The organism is Tardiphaga sp. vice154 (assembly GCF_007018645.1).
GTDB lineage: Bacteria > Pseudomonadota > Alphaproteobacteria > Rhizobiales > Xanthobacteraceae > Tardiphaga.
This window is the reverse complement of record NZ_CP041399.1, coordinates 1,848,587-1,864,449: the sequence shown is the minus strand read 5'-3', so window position 1 is coordinate 1,864,449 and position 15,863 is coordinate 1,848,587. Positions and strand designations below refer to the sequence as shown.

Genomic DNA, 15,863 nt, shown 5'->3' with positions numbered 1-15,863 from the left:
CTTCCCATGAACGTCATGTCTCCCATCGACTCGACTGTCGCGCCGGGCGCCAAGGATGATCATCTATGGTACAAGGATGCGATCATCTATCAGCTGCACGTCAAAGCCTTTTCGGACAGCAATAATGACGGCATCGGCGATTTTGCCGGCCTCACCGATAAGCTCGACTATCTGCAGGAACTCGGCGTCACCGCGCTGTGGCTGATGCCGTTCTACCCGTCGCCCGGCCGCGACGATGGCTATGACATCGCCGATTACGGATCGATCCATCCCGATTTCGGCACCATGAAGGACTTCCGCCGCTTCATCCACGAAGCCAAGCGGCGTGGCCTGCGGGTCATCACCGAGCTGGTCATCAATCACACCTCCGACCAGCACGACTGGTTCAAGCGCGCCCGGCGCAGCCCGGCGGGCTCGAGCGCGCGCGACTGGTATGTCTGGAGCGACAGCGACACGAAATATGACGGCACCAGGATCATCTTCACCGACACCGAGAAGTCGAACTGGACCTGGGACCCGGAAGCCAAGGCTTATTACTGGCACCGATTTTTTTCGCATCAGCCCGATCTGAATTTTGACAACCCACGCGTCGTCTCGGCGGTGGTACAGGTGATGAAACGCTGGCTCGATGCCGGCGTCGATGGCTTCCGACTGGATGCGATCCCCTATCTGGTCGAGCGCGACGGCACCAACAACGAAAACCTGCCCGAGACTCACAAGGTCATCAAGCACCTGCGCGCCGAGCTCGACGCCTATGCGCCGGGCAAGCTGCTGCTCGCCGAGGCCAACCAGTGGCCCGAGGACGTGCAGGAATATTTCGGCGACAGCGACGAATGCCACATGGCGTACCACTTCCCGCTGATGCCGCGCATTTACATGGCGATCGCCCAGGAAGACCGTTTTCCGATCACCGACATTCTGCGCCAGACCCCGGACATCCCGGCGGATTGCCAGTGGGCGATGTTCCTGCGCAACCATGACGAGTTGACGCTGGAAATGGTCACCGACGTCGAGCGCGATTATCTATGGTCCACTTACGCCAATGATCCGCGAGCCCGCATCAATGTCGGCATCCGGCGCCGTCTCGCGCCGCTGATGGACAATGACCGCCGCAAGATCGAGCTGATGAACTCGCTCTTGATGTCGTTCCCCGGCACGCCGGTGATCTACTACGGCGACGAGATCGGCATGGGCGACAACATCTACCTCGGCGACCGCAACGGCGTTCGTACCCCGATGCAGTGGAGCCCGGACCGCAATGGCGGTTTCTCGCGCGCCGATCCCGCACGGCTCTATGCGCCGACCATCATGGATCCGGTCTACGGTTATGAATCCGTCAATGTCGAGGCGCAGTCGCGCTCGTTGTCGTCGCAGCTCTCGGCCACCAAGCGGCTGATGGCGGTTCGCAAATCGACGCTGGCCTTCGGCCGCGGCACCATGACCTTCATCCGACCGACCAATCGCTCGGTTCTGGCCTATGTCCGCCAGTTCGGCGACGAGGTCATTCTTTGCGTCGCCAACCTGTCGCGTACCGCGCAGGCGACGGAGCTCGATTTGTCGCCGTGGAAAGAGCGGGTGCCCTGCGAAATGCTCGGCCGCAACAAATTTCCAGCGATCGGCGAGCTGCCCTACATGCTGACGATGGCGCCGTACGGCTTCTATTGGTTCCTGCTGGAAGAGCGCGACGAGTCCGAACATACCCAGCCCGCCGTGGTGCCGGAATTCGAGACGCTGGTGGTGCCGCTCGGTTCGTCGTGGATGACACTTGGCCGAACGCGCGGCGTATTCGAACGCGACGTGCTGCCGGCTCATCTGGCGCGCACGCGCTGGTATCCGGAACGAAACCCCAAGGCGATCCAAACCCGGCTGACTTCGGCGATCCCGTTCGCCAACGAAGGCGACAACCGGCCATGGCTGGCATTCTTCGAGAGCACGCAGCGCGGCGTCGCGACACGCTACCTGCTGCCGATGCAGATCGACTGGGTGCGCTTCGATCGCGAGCGCTACAACGCGCGGGCTTTCGCCGCCGTGCGCCAGGGCGCCCGCGAGGGCACGCTGCTCGATGTCGCCACGGATGCCGAGTTCATCTCGCTGCTGCTGGAAAACCTGCGCCATTCCGTCACCACGGAAGAAGGCGGCGCCCGGCTGGAATTCCGCCCGACGGCCAAGCTCGCCACGCTGCCGGTCAAGCCGCTGGAGCATATCCGCGCGGTCGAAACCGAGCAGTCGAACTCGACCGCGCTGGTCGACAGCGACTATGTCGTCAAGCTGTATCGCAAGCTGCAGACCGGCATCAATCCGGAGGCAGAGGTCGGCCGCTTTCTAACCGACGTCGCCGGCTATGCCAATACCCCGGCGCTGCTCGGCAGCATCGAGCTGATCGAGGGCGACCAGCATAGCGCGATCGCCATCATCCACGCCTTCGTGCAGAATCAGGGCGACGCCTGGACCGTTACTTCAGCCTATCTCGACCGCTTCGTCGATGAGCAGAAAATGCTCGTCAATGGTGCCGAGCTCGCCCAGAGCGACGAGCAGGTGCCGTATCTGCGCTACATGGTGCAGACCGGCCGCCGCGTCGCCGAGATGCACATGGCGCTGGGCAGCCACGACAACGTCGAGGGCTTTGCGCCCGAGCCGAATACGGCGGACGACGTCCGGCTGTGGATCGAAGAAATTGTATCCCGCGCTGAGGTCGCCTTCGACGGCATGCAGCAGCGCCGCGCCGGAGCCAAGGAAACCGATCGCGCGTTGATCGATCAGGTGCTAGCGCTGCGTGACGGTCTGCGCGAGCGACTGGCAGCCTTGTTGCCGCAAGACATCGACGGGCTGAAGATCCGCCACCATGGCGACTTCCACCTCGGCCAGATGCTGATCGTCAAGGATGACATCTTCATCATCGACTTCGAGGGCGAGCCGCGCCGTCCGATCGCCGAGCGCCGCCGCAAGGCGCCGGCGGCCCGCGACGTCGCCGGCCTGATCCGCTCGATCGACTATTCGGTCACAGCGGCGCTGGAACGTGCGATCAAGGTCACCCCCGACGAAAACGGCAAACTGGCCGCGGCGCTCGACGGCTGGCGGGAACGCGCAACGGCGGCATTCGTTGGTGCCTATCGCGCTACCGTGACCGATGCGAGACTGTGGCCCGCCGATCCGGCCAGGGCGGAGGCCATGTTGGACTTCTTCCTGCTTGAGAAGGCGTTCTACGAGATCGAATACGAACTTGCGCATCGCCCGGACTGGCTGCGTGTTCCGTTGGCCGGCACGCTGCGTATTTTGAATCAGCACTCTGAGGATGTTTCATGATCAAGTTACCCGAAGAGGCTTATGCAATCGTCGAAGGGCGACACGCCGATCCGTTTCACTATCTCGGACCCCACCAGGAGGACGACCGGACGATCGTGCGCGCCTTCCTGCCGGGCGCGAGCAATGTCGATGCGATCGATGCCCATGGCGCGACGACGGCGCTGGAGCGTCTCCATGAGGCCGGCCTGTTCGTGGGCCCGCTCGCCAATGGCTCGACCACCTATCAATTGCGCGCCCGTTATGGCGACAACACCGTCGATCTCGACGACCCCTATCGCTTTCCGCCGATCCTGACCGATTTCGACCTCTATCTGCTCGGCGAAGGCACCCACCAGCGCCTGTACGACAAGCTCGGCGCGCATCCGATGACGCTGGAAGGCGTCAAAGGCGTCGGCTTCGTCGTTTTCGCGCCGAACGCGCAGCGCGTCAGCCTGGTCGGAGACTTCAATTTCTGGGACCCGCGGCGTCACCCGATGCGGGTGCGCGGTGCCGGCTATTGGGAGCTGTTCGTCCCGGCGGCGACCGCCGGCGATCACTACAAATTCGCCATCACCGGACCGCAGGGCCAGAAGCTGGCGCTGAAGTCAGATCCGATGGCGTTCGCGGCGGAGCTGCGTCCCTCGACCGCTTCGATCGTGGTCGATGAAGAACACATCCCCCTGCCGCGTCCCGCGCCCGCCGATATCAACGCGCTGAACAAGCCGATGTCGGTCTATGAGGTGCATCTTGGCTCATGGCGCCGCAAGGGCGACGAAAACGCCTGGCTGACCTATCGCGAACTGGCCGAAACGCTGCCGCGCTACGCCCGCGATCTCGGCTTCACCCACATCGAATTTCTGCCGGTCAACGAGCATCCGTTCGACGGCTCGTGGGGCTACCAGCCGACCGGCATGTTCGCGCCGACCAGCCGCTTCGGCACCCCGGTCGACTTTGCCGCGCTGGTCGATGCCTGCCACGCCGAAGGCCTCGCCGTGGTGCTCGACTGGGTGCCGGGCCATTTCCCCGACGATCCGCACGGCCTCGGCGTGTTCGACGGCACCGCGCTCTATGAGCATGCCAACCCCCTGCAGGGCCGGCACATGGACTGGGGCACGCTGATCTACAATTACGGCCGCACCGAAGTGGTCAACTTCCTGGTGTCGAACGCGCTGTTCTGGCTGGAGCGCTACAATATCGACGGCCTGCGCGTCGATGCGGTCGCCTCGATGCTGTACCTCGATTACAGCCGCAACGCCGGCGCCTGGATACCCAACAAGTATGGCGGCCGGGAAAACCTCGAAGCCGTCGACTTCCTGCGCCGCTTCAACAGCGAGGTCTACGCCAAATTCCCCAACGCCATGACAGCGGCGGAAGAATCTACCGCGTGGCCGTCGGTGTCGCGCCCGGTCGAATATGGCGGGCTCGGGTTCGGCTACAAGTGGAACATGGGCTGGATGCACGACACGCTGAACTACATCAGCCAGGATCCGATCTACCGTAAATACCATCACGGCTCGATCCTGTTCGGTCTGCAATATGCGTTCTCGGAAAATTTCGTGCTGCCGCTGTCGCATGATGAAGTCGTGCACGGCAAGAAATCGCTGATCGGGCGGATGCCCGGCGACGACTGGCAGCGCTTTGCCAATCTGCGGGCATACTACGCCTTCATGTTCGGCCACCCCGGCAAGAAGCTGATGTTCATGGGCTGCGAATTCGCCCAGGAGCGGGAGTGGAATCACGACCGTTCGCTGGACTGGCACCTTCTGGAACAGCCCAAGCATGTCGGTATCCAGTCGCTGGTCCGCGACCTCAACGAGTTGTATCGCAACCAGCCTGCGCTGCACGAACTGGACTGCGATCCGGCCGGTTTCGAATGGGTGATCACCGAGGACGCCGCCTCCAACGTCTTTGCCTGGCTGCGCAAGGGCGCCAATCCACGCGCCCAGTGCCTCGTAGTGGTGAACTTCTCGCCGAACGTCTATCGCGACTACAAGGTCCGGGTGCCGTTCCCCGGCAAGTGGCGCGAGGTCCTGAATTCCGATGCCGGGATTTACGGCGGTAGCAATGTGGGCAATGCTGGTGAGGTGCAGACCACCGGGCTGGTGCCGGAGCTGAACCTCACTCTGCCGCCGCTGGCCGCCATTTTTCTCATACCGGAATTCTAAACATGCGCGTTACCACCGGAACTCACTCTCGCCTCGGTGCAAGCTGGGACGGCAGGGGGACCAACTTTGCGTTGTTTTCGGCGAACGCCCAGAAGGTCGAACTCTGCCTGTTCGACAGCCAGGGCCGTCGCGAGTTGGAGCGGGTGGAATTGCCGGAGCGCAACGAAGACGTCTGGCATGGCTATCTGGCCGACGTCTCGCCGGGCCAGCTCTATGGCTACCGCGTGCACGGGCCCTACGAGCCCGAGCATGGCCACCGCTTCAACGCGCACAAGCTGCTGCTCGACCCCTATGCCAAGAGGATGGCCGGCCGGCTGGTGTGGAGCGACGCGCATTTCGGCTACCGCACCGGCAGCGCGCGCGAGGACCTTTCCTTCGATCGCCGGGACAACGCCCGCGGCATGCCGAAGGCGGTGGTCGTCGATGAGACCTTCAACTGGGGCCGCAAGGAATCCCGGCCGAGCGTGGCGTGGGAAGACACCATCATCTACGAGGCCCACGTCAAGGGATTGACGATGGGCCGCAAGGACATACCACCCGGCATCCGCGGCACCTACCGCGGGCTGTCATCCCCGGCGATGATCGACCACCTGAAACGGCTCGGCGTCACCGCGATCGAACTGCTGCCGGTGCAGAGCTTCGTCGATGACCGCCGGCTGGTCGAGCTGAAGCTCGCCAATTACTGGGGCTACAATTCGCTGTCGTTCTTCGCGCCCGAAGCACGCTACGGCGCCGACAATCCGCTGGACTCGTTTCGCACCACCGTGGCGCGGCTGCACGATGCCGGCATCGAGGTCATCCTCGACGTCGTCTACAATCACACCGCCGAAGGCAATCACTTAGGCCCGACGCTGTGCTACCGCGGCATCGACAACGCCTCCTATTACTGGCTGATGCCGGACAACAAGCGCTATTACGACGACTTCACCGGCTGCGGCAGCTCCGTCAACCTGACGCATCCGCGCGTGCTGCAGATGGTGATGGACAGTTTGCGCTACTGGGTCGAGGTGTGCCACGTCGACGGCTTCCGCTTCGATCTCGCCACCGAATTGGCTCGTAATCCCAATGGTTACGATCGCAACAGCGCCTTCCTCACCGCGGTGCGCCAGGACCCGTTGCTGGCCACGGTCAAGCTGATTGCCGAGCCCTGGGATCTCGGCATGGGCGGCTATCAGGTCGGCGCGTTTCCCTCGCAATGGTCCGAATGGAACGACAAGTACCGAAGCGCGTTACGCCGATACTGGAGTGGCGAAGGAAGCCTGATCGGGGAAGTATCAAGCCGCATGACGGGGTCGTCCGACGTGTTCAACCATGACGGCCGCAAGCAGCGGGCCGGCATCAATCATGTCACAGTGCATGATGGCTTCACGCTGGCTGATTTGTTTTCCTATAACGAGAAGCACAATCTTGCCAATGGCGAGGACAACCGCGATGGCTCCAGCGACAATCTGAGCAACAATTTCGGCGTAGAAGGCCCGACCAGCGATCCGGCGCTGCAGGCGTTGCGCCGGCAGTTGCGCAAGAACCAGCTTGCCTGCCTGATGCTGGCGCAGGGCGTTCCCTTGATTCTGGCCGGCGACGAGGTCGGCAACACGCAGGACGGCAACAACAATGCCTACTGCCAGGACAACGAGATTGGCTGGGTCGGCTGGGAAAATCTCGGCCTCAAGGAAGACGACCTCACCGAATTCGTCGGCTACATGTCGCAACTCCGCGCGCGTTTCCCGCAGATCCGTGCGCAGAGGTGGCTAGACGGTCGCCGTGCCGACGGCACCTATGGTGTGCTGTGGCTGACGCCCGCGGCCGAGGAAATGACCGAGCAGGACTGGGCGTTTCCCGATGGCCGATTTCTGGCCTATGTGCTCAGCCCCTGCGAGGACAACCAGAACCCGATCTTCATCGTGCTGAATTCGGCGCCCGAGGGCATCCCCTTCAAGCTGCCGAAGCTGCCAGAATACAAGCATTGGCGCCAGGTGCTCAACACCGCCGACGACGCGCTGTCGATCGCCATCCTTCCTTCCGGCAGCGACATCGATGCGCCGCCGCGATCCGTTCTCGCATTTGCAGGTTCTTTTTCATGAGTAAGCGAAGTTTTGGACCGCGCCTGACATCGACAGGCGCGGAGTTCCGGCTATGGGCGCCCGCCGCCCAGCGTGTCGATGTGATGCTCGACAAGCTCTATCCGTTGGACCGCGACACCGACGGCTGGTTCACCGCCGAAGTGCCGGGCGTCAAGGCCGGCGCGACCTATCGCTTCCATATCGATGGCGCCGACAACGTGCCGGACCCCGGCTCCTCGTTCCAGCCCGGCAATATCGCCGGCCCCAGCGAAGTGATCGACCACGACGCCTACCCATGGAAAGCCGCCGACTGGCGCGGCCGGCCATGGGAAGAGACCGTGCTGATCGAGACCCATGTCGGCACATTCACGCCCGAGGGCACCTATCTCGCGATGATCGATAGGCTCGATCATCTGAGGGCAACCGGTATCACCGCGCTCGAACTGATGCCGCTGGCGGATTTCGTCGGCCGGCATAATTGGGGCTATGACGGCGTGCTGTGGTACGCGCCGGACTGCATGTTCGGTCGCCCCGAGGATCTCAAGACCTTGATCGACGAGGCGCATCTGCGCGGCATGATGGTGTTTCTCGACGTCGTCTATAATCACTTCGGCCCGGAGGGGAATTACCTCGGCTCCTACGCGCCCGATTTCTTCGGCGACGCGCATACGCCGTGGGGCTCGGCAATCAACTACAACCTGCCGCAGGTCCGCGCCTATGCGATCGAGAACGCGGTGGCCTGGGTGCGCGACTATCGCTTCGACGGGCTGCGGCTGGATGCCGTGCACGCCATCCCCGAGCAGGGCGAGATCCCGATGCTGCACGAACTCAGCCGCGAGGTTGGCAAACTCGCCGCCGAGACCGGCCGCTTCATCCACCTCGTGCTGGAGAACGATGACAACAAGGCCGCTTTGCTCGATCCCGTTACCGACCCGGCGCGCGGCAAGTACCGCGCGCAGTGGAATGACGACTATCATCACGCCTGGCACGTACTGCTGACCGGCGAAGACAAGGGCTATTACAGCGACTACTCGCCGCGCCCGATCGACCATGTGGTACGCACGCTGTCCTCCGGCTTCGCGTATCAGGGCGAACCTTCCGCGCATCGCGATGGCGAAGCGCGCGGCGAGCCGAGCGGCCAGCTCGAGCCCTCGGCCTTCGTCAACTTCCTGCAGAACCACGACCAGATCGGCAACCGTGCGCTCGGCGACCGGCTGGAAGCCATCGCGAAGCCGAAGGCGATCGAGGCCGCTCTGACCATCACGCTGCTGGCGCCGATGGTGCCGATGCTGTTCCAGGGCGACGAATGGGGCTCCAAGGCACCCTTCCCGTTCTTCTGCGACTTCAAGGGCGACCTCGCCGAAGCGGTCCGCCAGGGTCGCAAGAAGGAATTCGCCTCGGCTTACGAAAAATACGGCGACGAAATTCCCGATCCCCTCGACGAGTCGACGTTTCAGTCCGCCGTGCTCGACTGGAAGAATCTTGACGAAGCCGCCGGCCAGCAGCGGCTGAAGCTGGTACGCGACCTGCTCGCGCTCCGCCAGCAGCACATCATTCCGCGGCTCCGTGGCGCACGCTTCGGCGCTGCGGAGGCTGCCGATAACGGCCTTCTCACCGCCCACTGGACGATGGGTGACGGCGCCACGCTACGCCTGCTGGCCAATCTCTCCGGTAACACGATCGCCGAACGACCGACCCTGGCTGGCACGAACCTGTGGGGCCGCGATGCCCTCAACGAGGTGGCGCCGTGGTCGGTGTCCTGGCGAATGGAAAACTAAACATGACGTCTGCCATCCCCGTTGCCACCTACCGCCTCCAGCTCACCGGCGATTTCACCTTCGATCACGCCGCTGCCGTCGTGCCCTATCTCAAATCGCTGGGCATCACGCACCTGTATGCCTCGCCGTTCCTGAAGGCGCGTGCCGGCAGCACGCACGGCTACGACATCGTCGACCACACCCAGTTCAATCCCGTGCTGGGCGGTGAAGAAGGTTTCGAGCGCCTCTCGGCCGAACTGAAGAAGAACGATATCGGCCTGATCCTGGACTTCGTGCCGAACCATGTCGGCGTGCATTTCGCCGACAATCCGTGGTGGCTGAGCGTGCTGGAATGGGGCCAGGCGTCGCCGCACGCCGTTTCGTTCGACATCGATTGGGATACCCTGCCCTACCGCGCCCGCGGCGGCGTTCTACTGCCGATCATCGGCACTTCTTACGGCCAGGCACTGGAGTCCGGCGAGATCGAGCTGAAGTTCGATGCGGAAGAAGGCAGCTTTTCGGCATGGTATTTCGAGCACCGCCTGCCGATCGCCCCGGAGCGCTACAGCGAGATTTTGCGCACCGTGGTGAAGGAGGCCGATGCCGCCGAAACGCCCGCCGGCAAGGCGATCCTCGCATTCGCCTCGCGTTACAAGGGCCTGCGCCATCCCAACCTCTCGGAAGCCCCCGGCTTCAAGAAAGAGTTGGCAGCCGTTGCCGGTGGCGCCGCGCTGATCGAGAAAGGCCTTGATGCCTACCGCGCCGGGGCAGACCGCCCGACGCAAATCCAGACCCTGCACAATCTCCTCGAGCGTCAGCACTACAAGCTTGGCCAGTGGCGTCTGGCGTCCAGTGAGATCAACTATCGGCGGTTTTTCGACGTCAATACGCTGGCTGGCCTGCGCGTCGAAGACGCCGGCACGTTCGATGCCATCCATACGCTGGTCAAGCGCCTGATCGCCGAGGACAAGCTGCAGGGCCTGCGGCTCGACCACATCGACGGGCTGCGCGACCCCGCGCAGTATTTCCAGCGGCTGCGACGCTTGGTGCGCGACGCACAGGTCGACAAGTCGAAGCCGTTCTACGTGCTGATCGAGAAGATTCTCGGCGAGGACGAAAGACTGGTCGATCTCGCCGGCGTTCATGGCACCACGGGCTATGAATGGCTCAACGCCATCACCCAGGTGCTGGTCGAGCCCCGGGGCCTCGACCCGCTCGACGAGATCTGGCGCCAGGTCAGCAACTCCTCGCCGAAATTTGCACCGGTGCTGCGCGAGGCCAAGCAGCGCGTGTTGGAGACGCTGCTGCTCAGCGAGTTCACCGTACTGACGCGCCTGTTGGCGCGGATCGCCGGCGGCCATTACACGACGCGAGATTTCTCGGCCGATACGCTGCGGCAGGCCTTCGAGCTCTACGTGCTGCATTTCCCGGTCTACCGCACCTACATCACGGCGACCGGCCCCTCCACACTCGACCGCGAACTGATCTCCACCACGATCGAGAAGGCCCGCACCGACTGGTTCGGCGCCGATGAGGGCTTGTTCGACTTCCTCAAGGACGCGCTGACCCTCGACCTCTTGAAGCCCGGCCGCGTCGCCCATAGCAAGCCGCGGGTGCGCCGTTTCGCCATGAAGGTGCAGCAATTCACCGGCCCGACGATGGCAAAGTCGCTCGAGGACACGGCGTTCTACCGCTACCATCGCCTTTTGGCGCTCAACGAGGTCGGCGGCGATCCCTGCGCCAATGCGATGCCGCTCGGCACTTTCCACGACATGATGAAGGAACGCGCCCGCGACTGGCCGCACGGCATGACGGCGACCGCAACGCACGACACCAAGCGCGGCGAGGACGCCCGCGCGCGCCAACTGGCCCTGGCCGAACTGCCCGGCGAATGGGCCAATGCGGTCAGCCGCTGGAAGGTGCTGAACGCACCGCATCTGGTAATCGACGGCGACATGCGCGCGCCTTCGGCCGCCTTCGAATACATGCTGTACCAGGCGTTGCTCGGCGCCTTGCCGCTGGAAAAGCGCGACGGCACGTTCGTGGAGCGGATGCAGGCCTATGCGCTGAAGGCGGCGCGCGAGGGCAAGCAGGAAACCTCCTGGCTCAATCCCAACGATGCCTATGAGAAGGGATTGAATCTTTTTCTGGAGCGCATCCTCGATCCTGCCCTGTCGGGCGAATTCCTGGACGCGCTGGAGACGTTCTCGAAGCGGACCTCGTTGCTGGGGGCGCTGAACTCGCTGAGCCAGATCACGCTGAAGGCGACGATGCCCGGCGTGCCCGACTTCTATCAGGGCACCGAATTGTGGGACTTCTCGCTGGTCGACCCGGACAATCGCCGCCCGGTCAATTTCAAGCAGCGCGCCGCGATCCTCGCCAAGGTGCAGACCCCGGACTGGGACGCGCTAGCTCAGGACTGGGACAGCGGCCACATCAAACTAGCCTGGACGCGCGAGCTGATCCGCCTGCGCAGCGAGATGGCCGAGGTGTTCACGCAGGGCGACTACGAGCCGCTGGAAGTCACAGGGCCACATGCCGAGCACGTCATTGCCTTCGCAAGGCGTCACGGCCGCGACGCCGCAATCGTGGTAATCGGCCGTTCTTTCGGAGAGCTGACGCAGGGTGGGCGCGCCTGGCCCGCCGCGAACGCCATCGAAGCGCAGGTGTTGGCGCCGGGCTATGCGGTTGAAGGCGCAGCCGATGCGGAAGGCGGTCTTCATGTGGCCCGCCTGCTGAAAGGCATGCCGGTCGCGGTTATCAAGGCGCAGGTGCCTGTAGGCACCCCGCGGGTTCGTTCGACGCGCTTGCGATAGCAACGAAAAGGCCGCCCGGGATCGACGGCCGGGCGGCCAAGCGGATTTCGTGCCGACTCGCGAAGTTCGGTTCCCTTCCTCCGCACGTCCGATTTTTGCATCAATTTATTTGCAACTGGTTGACGTTGCCGGCGCCGGATTCTCATCCCGCAGTGCTGGTTCTGATGTTGCAAAGCAGCATCAGCCCTTCTTGGTCAGCAGCAGATTGCCGCGCGACTTGATCGCCGCCTGCGCCACTTCCGCAAATCGTTGCAGCAGCCAGGGCAACGTCACCTCGACCCGGACGCTATCCTCGGAAACATCCACATGGCCGGAGGCCGCCTGCCCCATCGCGCGAACGCGGAAGATCATACGGTCGCCCTCCCAGCGTTCTTCATCGACCTTGAGGACCGGCACCGACGTCGCAGCCTTGGTCAGCCCGGTCTTGAGACGGCGACAGGCTTCCTCGCGTCCAAGGCGATGCGGGATCGAGACGACGAGCGGTGCAGACATCGGTATTTCCTCCAAGGCGACGAACTCATCCAACGCATGTAAGCGCGGACCGTGCCAATAAAACCCTCGACGCATTCGGGTTTCGTCAGTGGAACCTTAGCGATGATCGGGCGTTTTTGTCGCATGAAGGCAGAGGAGTCCATGCCGCCTGCCAGGCTGAGGAGAGTTTCATGTCTATCGGTACAATCATTCTTATCATTCTCGTCATCGCTCTGCTCGGCGGCTTTTCCGGCATCGGCGGCGGCTCGTTCTACGGCACCGGCGTCTATGGCGGCGGCGGTCTCGGCCTGGTCATCGTGATCCTGCTGATCCTCCTGCTGCTCGGCAAGCTGTAAGCTCAGGATTTGAGAAAGCGCGCGGTCCGGAAACGGGCCGCGCGTTTTTTTGTTTGTAGCCCGGATGGCAATCCGGGGCCGACGATTCCAAAAAGACCGCCTTCCCCGGATTGTCATCCGGGCTACATCAGCCCAGCTTCCTGATCGCCGGCTTCAGCGGCTTGGCGGCATCATCGTAACCCTCCCAGGCCGTGGTCTTTTTCAGCAGCGCCGGCACGGTCCGGATGGTGAACTTCTTCGGATCGAGATCGCTGCGTAGCTGCGCCCAGGTCAGCGGCATCGAGACCGTGGCGCCGTCGCGCGCGCGCGGCGACAGCACGGCAACGGCGGTCGACATCCGGTCGTTGCGCAGATAGTCGAGGAAGATCTTTCCGCCGCGCAACTTCTTCGACATGTTGATCAAATAGCGATCGGGATGATCTCTGACCATCGCCTGGCAGACGCCCTGCGCGAACGCCTTGGCGACCTTCCAGTCGACCTTGTCCCTGGCGCCATGGGCCAATGGCGTCACGACGTGCAGGCCCTTGCCGCCGGTGCTCTTGCAGAAGCTTTCGAGCCCGAACGCCGTCAGCCGCTCGCGCATCTCGCGCGCGGCATCCATCACCGCGGAGAATTCTACGTCCGGTGCGGGATCGAGATCGAACACCAGCCGGCCCGGAATTTCCGGCGCGTCCGGCGCGCAATTCCACGGGTGCAATTCCAGCCCGCCGATCTGCGCCACCGCGGCCAGTCCCTCGACGCGGTCGATCTGCAGATAGGGTTTGCGGTCGCCGGAGACTTTTACCAGCTCCAGCAGGTTCGACGTGCCCGGCATCGCGTGGCGCTGGAAGAACATCTGGTCGCCCTTGATGCCATCTGGCGCACGGACGATCGAACACGGCCGACCCTTGAGGTAACCGATCATCCAGCCGCCCACCGCCTCGAAATACTCAGCGAGGTCACGCTTGGTCACCGGCTCGCCGTCGAAGGCGTCCGGCCACAACTCCTTGTCCGGCTTGGAGATCGCCACGCCCATCACGGTCGCGCTGCCGCTCGACGTCTTTTTGGCAGGCGCCGCCTTCTTCGCAGGGCGCCGCTTCGGCTCGGCGAGTTCGGTTTTCTTCGGCGTCTCGGCCTCGACCTCCTCGGCCGGCTTGTCCTGACGCAGGCCCTTGAACGAGGCCTGGCGCACCATGCCGGCGCCGGTGAAGCCGGCGAACTCAATCTCCGCGACCAGCTCGGGCTTCAGCCAGTGCACCTCGCGGCCGCCGGGCGGCGTCTCCTTGCCGCCGAACGGGCTCTGCCTGGCCGCGGCCTTTTTCAGGGCCGGCATGATGGCCTTCACCTTGTCGGCGCCGAAGCCGGTGCCGACCACGCCGACATAGGCCAGATGATCGCCGCGGTGCACGCCGACCATCAGCGAGCGGAATTGGCCGTTGTTGCTCTTCCAGGCGCCGATCACCACTTCATGCCCGGCGCGGCACTTGGCCTTGGTCCAGTTCTCGGAGCGGCCGGATTGATACGGCGCCGCCAATTTCTTGGAGACGATGCCTTCCAGCGACAGCTTGCAGGCCGACTGCAGGATGGCGTCGCCGCCGGTCTCGAAGTGATCGACGTAACGGATCAGGCCTTCCTTGCGCTTGCCGCGCGCGGTCTCCAGCAGCACCTTGAGACGCTCTTTGCGTTCCTCCAGCCGCAGCTTTCGCAGGTCTTCGCCGTCGGCGAACAACAGGTCGAAGACGAAGAAGATCAGCGTGTCGGTCTTGCCGTCCGACAGGGCCGCCTGCAATGCCGCGAAGTCCGGTGCGCCGTTGGAATCCAGCCCGACGATCTCGCCATCGATGATGGCATCCGGCAGGCCGGCGGCCTCTTTCGCAATGGCCTGGAATTTGTCGGTCCAGTCGAGGCCCTTGCGGGTCTTCAGCGTGGCGCGGCCGCCCTCGACGCGGAGCTGCACGCGGTAGCCGTCGAACTTGATCTCGTGCGCCCAGCCCGAGGCCGAAGTCGGCCGATCCACGATCGCGCAGAGCTGCGGCGCGACGAAGCCGGGCATTTCGGCGACATTCTTCGTTGCGGATTTTGCGGCGGTCTTCTTTGCGACTTTCTTCGCCGGCGCCTTCTTCGCCGCGGCGACATCGGCCTTGGTATTCACCGTCTGGCTGGCGCGCTCGTCGGCGGCCATCCCGTGATTGGAATCCCAGACGGCATCAGCCTTGGGCTTGGCGGCCTTGCCGGTCATGAACGGTTTGGGCGCCTTGCCGCGGCCGGCGGCGATCTCGGCCATCGAGCGCCCCGAGGCCACCGAGGCGTCGCCGTCCAGGAGCTTATTGGCCTTGCCCTCTTTGACGAACTCGTCGCGGTGCTTGATCAGCAGCCAGTTGGTGCGCTTGCCGCCGCTACGATCGTGCTTCATGCGGACCAGCACGAAGCCGCCATGCAGCTTTTCGCCGTCCAGCGTGAATTTCAGGTCGCCGTTCTTGAAACCCTTCTCCGGGTCTTCCGATTCCCAATAGCCACGGTCCCACAGCTGCACCGTGCCGCCGCCATATTGGCCCTTCGGGATGGTGCCTTCGAAGTCGCCATAGTCCAGCGGGTGGTCCTCGACCTCGACCGCGAGGCGCTTGTCGGCGGGATCGAGCGACGGGCCGCGCGTCACCGCCCAGGACTTGAACACGCCGTCGAATTCCAGCCGCAAATCGTAGTGCAGCCTCGTTGCATCGTGCTTCTGGATCACGAAGCGGCGGCGCTTCGAGGGTGCCACCGCCGTCTCGCCGGAAGGCTCCCGGGTCTGCTCGAAGTCGCGCTTCTTGCGGTAAAGGGAGAGTTGCTTGTCGACCACGGAAGACCCCACTGCTACCACCCGGCGCGTTCCGCGCCAGGAACCAAAACCGGCAATTGCCGTTGAAGTTCCAAGTTTAACCCGCCTGCGCCGCATGGCGATGGGTGACCTGTTTCAGTACCCGAGTTGGAGGACGTT

8 protein-coding genes are annotated in these 15,863 nt (G+C 63.7%); 6 read left to right on the top strand and 2 right to left on the bottom strand.

Annotated elements, in window-relative coordinates; genetic code table 11:
- The first annotated feature begins 6 nt into the window (after positions 1–6).
- From treS to treY, 5 genes are read left to right on the top strand one after another with little or no spacing between them, the layout of a single operon-like run.
- Positions 7–3,303 (top strand): maltose alpha-D-glucosyltransferase, encoded by a 3,297-nt coding sequence (treS, locus tag FIU28_RS08685; protein WP_143572551.1) that lies wholly within the window; start codon positions 7–9, stop codon positions 3,301–3,303.
- Complete coding sequence (gene glgB, locus FIU28_RS08680) at positions 3,300–5,447, top strand: 1,4-alpha-glucan branching protein GlgB (RefSeq protein ID WP_143572550.1); 2,148 nt, start codon at positions 3,300–3,302, stop codon at positions 5,445–5,447. Before treS ends, glgB begins: the two co-directional genes overlap by 4 nt.
- A gap of 2 nt (positions 5,448–5,449) precedes the next feature.
- Positions 5,450–7,528: a glycogen debranching protein GlgX gene (gene glgX, locus FIU28_RS08675; protein WP_143572549.1), complete on the top strand. Its 2,079-nt coding sequence runs from the start codon at positions 5,450–5,452 to the stop codon at positions 7,526–7,528.
- On the top strand, positions 7,525–9,285 hold the full coding sequence (gene treZ / locus FIU28_RS08670; RefSeq protein ID WP_143572548.1) for a malto-oligosyltrehalose trehalohydrolase: 1,761 nt from the start codon (positions 7,525–7,527) through the stop codon (positions 9,283–9,285). Before glgX ends, treZ begins: the two co-directional genes overlap by 4 nt.
- A 2-nt stretch (positions 9,286–9,287) precedes the next feature.
- Positions 9,288–12,080, top strand: a complete 2,793-nt coding sequence (gene treY, locus FIU28_RS08665; RefSeq protein ID WP_143572547.1) for a malto-oligosyltrehalose synthase — start codon at positions 9,288–9,290, stop codon at positions 12,078–12,080.
- A 180-nt stretch (positions 12,081–12,260) separates the two neighbouring features.
- Here treY and FIU28_RS08660 read toward each other — a convergent pair whose 3' ends face one another.
- On the bottom strand, positions 12,261–12,572 hold the full coding sequence (locus tag FIU28_RS08660) for a polyhydroxyalkanoic acid system family protein (protein WP_143572546.1): 312 nt from the start codon (positions 12,570–12,572) through the stop codon (positions 12,261–12,263).
- 170 nt (positions 12,573–12,742) lie between these two features.
- Between FIU28_RS08660 and FIU28_RS08655 the strand changes: the two genes are divergently transcribed.
- A complete protein-coding gene (locus FIU28_RS08655; protein ID WP_143572545.1) occupies positions 12,743–12,907 on the top strand; it encodes a DUF3309 family protein in 165 nt (54 codons plus the stop codon).
- Positions 12,908–13,034: 127 nt separating this feature from the next.
- Here the strand turns inward: FIU28_RS08655 and ligD are convergent, their stop codons facing one another.
- Positions 13,035–15,725, bottom strand: coding sequence for a DNA ligase D (gene ligD / locus FIU28_RS08650; RefSeq protein WP_246660920.1), 2,691 nt, complete (start codon positions 15,723–15,725; stop codon positions 13,035–13,037).
- Between the last annotated feature and the right edge of the window lie 138 nt (positions 15,726–15,863).